Annotated in this window: 3 protein-coding genes and 1 pseudogene; 3 read left to right on the top strand and 1 reads right to left on the bottom strand. The window is 67.1% G+C overall.

Going from position 1 to position 2,830, the window contains the following annotated elements:
- Nucleotides 1–222, bottom strand: a pseudogene (locus tag ACE3SS_RS15375) (IS5/IS1182 family transposase); the annotation flags it as partial.
- 78 nt (nucleotides 223–300) lie between these two features.
- Here ACE3SS_RS15375 and ACE3SS_RS15370 point away from each other — a divergent pair.
- The 3 genes from ACE3SS_RS15370 (at nucleotide 301) to ACE3SS_RS15360 (ending at nucleotide 2,583) form a co-directional block, all read left to right on the top strand.
- Nucleotides 301–681, top strand: coding sequence for a transposase (locus tag ACE3SS_RS15370; RefSeq protein WP_256219479.1), 381 nt, complete (start codon nucleotides 301–303; stop codon nucleotides 679–681).
- Nucleotides 678–1,007, top strand: a complete 330-nt coding sequence (gene tnpB, locus ACE3SS_RS15365) for an IS66 family insertion sequence element accessory protein TnpB (protein ID WP_194270461.1) — start codon at nucleotides 678–680, stop codon at nucleotides 1,005–1,007. The genes ACE3SS_RS15370 and tnpB overlap by 4 nt, the downstream gene beginning before the upstream one ends.
- A 61-nt stretch (nucleotides 1,008–1,068) precedes the next feature.
- A complete protein-coding gene (locus tag ACE3SS_RS15360; protein ID WP_153170184.1) occupies nucleotides 1,069–2,583 on the top strand; it encodes an IS66 family transposase in 1,515 nt (504 codons plus the stop codon).
- Nucleotides 2,584–2,830: the final 247 nt, after the last annotated feature.

The following is a 2,830-nucleotide window of genomic DNA, read 5'->3' as shown; positions in this document are numbered from 1 at the left end:
GCCCCACACCAGCCGAGCCCGGTGATCCTCACCCAGCAGCGACTCCAGGTCCGAGGCGCGCAGTTCGATCTGCCTGCGCTTGGGCTGCAGCAATCGCGCCGCGCCTTGCCGGCGTGAAGCCGCCCGCGCCTGCTTCGCCGCGATCACCTGTTGTTCCTCGACAGCCGGCAGGTCATCGAACAGGCTGGCCGGCGATCCGTTATGACCTTCGGTCTCGTTCATGTCTCGGAGGTAAGCCCCCGGCGAACCCGCCTTCCCCCAGCCGCTTAGCCCCTTGAAGATCGTGTCCACTAATTTTCGATGGTGGACACGATGGATGTGGTCATTCCGCGCCGAGGCCGGCGCACGCACAGCGAAGCATTCAAGCGCTCGGTGGTCTCGGCATGTTGTGAGGCGGGCGTCTCGGTGGCCGGCGTGGCCCTGGCCAACGGCCTGAACGCCAATCAGGTCCATCGCTGGATGCGCGAGCGCGGCATCGCGCCACCGAGCCGGCGCAAGCCTGGCAGCGCAGAGCTCACCGCGTTGGCTGAGCCGGGCTTTATGCCGGTGCAGTTCGCCACCGCCGTCGAGGCGCCGGTGATCCGAGTTGAAGCGCAACATGGCAATGCACGTGTGAAGGTCGAATGGCCGCTCCAGGCGGCCGATGCGTGCGGGGCGTGGCTGCGCGAGTGGCTTGCATGATCCGCATTGAGGCCCTGTGGCTGTCGGTCGCGCCCCTGGACATGCGCGCGGGCATGGACACGCTGCTCGCGCAGGTGGTACGCGTGTTCGGTGAAGCACAGCCCCATCACGCCTATCTCTTCAGCAACCGGCGCGGCACGCGCCTGAAGGTGCTGATCCATGACGGTTTCGGGGTGTGGCTCGCGTGCCGGCGCTTGAATCAGGGGCGGTTTCACTGGACCGAGGGCCAGGGCAGTGTCGCCCTCACCCGGGCGCAGTTCGATGCGCTGGTGCTCGGGCTGCCGTGGCAGCGGCTCGGCGATGGCGGGGTGATCCGGACACTCTGAGCGGACGCCATCGGCGGATGCCCCGATGGTGCGGCAAGGCGTGCCCGGGCATGATCCGCCCATGCCGCTGCCCGCCGACCTCGACCAACTGGACGCCGACACCTTGCGCCGCCTGCTCATCGAGCAGGAGCGCGAGCTCGTGTGGCGTCAGACCAAGATCGAGCGGCTCACGCATGAGCTGGCGCTGCACAAGCGTCATCGTTTCGGCGTGAAGGCCGAGCGCCTGTCGAGCGAGCAGGTGCAGCTCTTCGAGGAAACCGCCGAGGCCGACCTGGCGGCGATGAGCGAAGAGCTCGAGCAGCTCCAGCCCGGTGCCGGCACATCGACGCCCAAGGGGCAGGCCCGGCGCAAGCCGCTGCCGCCCGAGCTGCCGCGCACCGAGATCCGTCACGAACCTGATTCGACCACGTGCGCCTGCGGCTGCCAGATGCGCCGCATCGGCGAGGACGTCGCCGAGAAGCTCGACTACACCCCGGGCCGCTTTACCGTCGAGCGCCACATCCGGGGCAAGTGGGCGTGTGCGGCGTGCGAGACCCTGGTGCAGGCAACCGTGCCGGCACACATCATCGACAAAGGCATCCCGACCGCCGGGCTGCTCGCCCAAGTGCTGGTGGCCAAATACCAGGACCATCTGCCGCTCTACCGCCAGGAAGGCATCTTCGGTCGGGCTGGACTGGCGATTCCGCAATCGACGCTGGCCCAGTGGGTGGGCACAAGCGGCGTGCATCTGCAGCCGCTGGTCGATGCACTCAAGGCCGACTTGCTGGCGCACCCCGTGCTGCACGCGGATGAGACCCCGGTGGCGATGCTCGACCCGGGTGCGGGCAAGACGCACCGCGCCTACCTGTGGTCCTACAGCGTTGGCGCGTTCGATCCGATCAAGGCCGTGGTCTACGACTTCGCCGACAGCCGCGCGGGCCGCCATGCCCAGGCGTTTCTGGGGGAGTGGCGCGGCACGTTGATCTGCGACGACTACGCCGGCTACAAGGCGCTAATCGCGCTGGGCGTGAAGGAAGCCGGCTGCATGGCGCACGCGCGGCGCAAGTTCTTCGATCTTGCCAATCAGGGGCAGAGCCAGATCGCCAGCGAGGCGCTCGAGGCCATCGGCCAACTCTACGGTGTCGAACGCGAAGCGCTCGAACTCGACATCGACGCCCGGCTGCGCTTACGGGAAGCGAAGGCCCGTCCCCTCCTCGAACGCCTGCATGCGTGGCTGCTCGCGCGACGCACCCAGGTTCCCAACGGCTCGGGCATCGCCCGCGCCATCGATTACAGCCTCAAACGCTGGGCGGCGCTCACGCACTACGTGGGCGACGGTCGCGTCCCCATCGACAACAACTGGATCGAGAACCAGATCCGGCCGATTGCGCTCGGGCGCAAGAACTGGCTGTTCGCGGGGAGCCTGCGGGCGGGCCAGCGTGCCGCTGCGATCATGAGCCTGATCCAATCCGCACGCCTCAACGGCCACGAGCCCTTCGCGTATCTGAAGGATGTGCTCGAACGGTTGCCGACCCAGCCCTACAGCCGGATTGGGGAGTTGCTGCCGCATCGCTGGCAGCCGGCCGTCCGCGCCTGAGCGAAACGGCAAGACGGGTTCGCCGGGTGCTTACAGCGCGAGCACTTCGGCACCACTTCACATGACATCGTCCTCGCGGTCGCCCGATTCAATCGATCTACATGTTTTTTTGACGCGTTGACGCACGAACGCCCGAGACCAGGAGTGGTCTCGGGCGTTGAGTGATGGGGTTAGTCTGACGATGACCTACTTTCACGAGGGCGGACCTCACTATCATCGGCGCGGTCTTGTTTCACGGTCCTGTTCG

The organism is Aquabacterium sp. (assembly GCF_041915145.1).
Taxonomy (GTDB): domain Bacteria; phylum Pseudomonadota; class Gammaproteobacteria; order Burkholderiales; family Burkholderiaceae_C; genus Aquabacterium.
Note: the sequence above shows the minus strand (reverse complement) of the source record. Positions and strands in the feature narration are given on the sequence as shown.